This window comes from Microbacterium sp. HMWF026, from assembly GCF_003061325.1.
GTDB lineage: Bacteria > Actinomycetota > Actinomycetes > Actinomycetales > Microbacteriaceae > Microbacterium > Microbacterium testaceum_E.
Genome location: NZ_QAJB01000442.1, coordinates 2,286 through 2,961, shown reverse-complemented (window position 1 = coordinate 2,961; position 676 = coordinate 2,286). Strand labels below are relative to the sequence as shown.

At 74.4% G+C, this 676-nt stretch carries 1 pseudogene; it reads left to right on the top strand.

The window, feature by feature from the left end:
• Nucleotides 1-176: 176 nt before the first annotated feature.
• Nucleotides 177-676, top strand: a pseudogene (locus DBR36_RS18680) (iron-containing redox enzyme family protein); the annotation flags it as partial.

Genomic DNA, 676 nt, shown 5'->3' with positions numbered 1-676 from the left:
GCGCCGGGGGGTCTGGCACGGGGGTTGTGGGGTGCAGACCCTTCGGGCACAATCGCGCGCCCGCCCCTGACGCGGGGCGCCCGAGAGAACGCTCCCACCCGCGCGGCCTCCTCGCGATCCCGGCCGGATTGTCAAGGGCCTCGGCATCCCCCGCGTTTCCGACGCACAGTTCCCGGGTGTCCCCCACTCTGATCGCCCCCGTCCCCGCCGCGCCCGCCGACGAGGCCGACTCCCGAGGCCTGCCGTTCACCCCTCGGGGGCCGGTCAGCGCGGCGGTCCTGGAGCACCTGGTCGACGGCACCCCCTCGGGACACACCGCCCTCGCCGACGCGGCCGTCCTGGCATCCGCCGACATCGAGCGCGACGACGACCTGCAGCTCGCCCTCTTCGCGCTGTACGCCTCGGCCTACGGCTCCTTCCGCGCCCTGCGCGCCGACCTCGAGTGGGACCCCGCTCTGATCACCACTCGCCGGATCATCGAGGACGCCTTCGAAGCGTCGCTGCGGCGGAGCGTGAGCCTGCCCGAGCTGCCCGCCGCGACGACGGATGCCGTGGCCCGCGCGCTCTTCGCGATGACCGGCGCCGAGGGCGGTCCCAGCCTGTCGCGGCACCTCGCGCGCAAGGCGACCGTCGAGCAGGCGCACGAATTCCTCGTGCACCGCACCGTGTACACGCT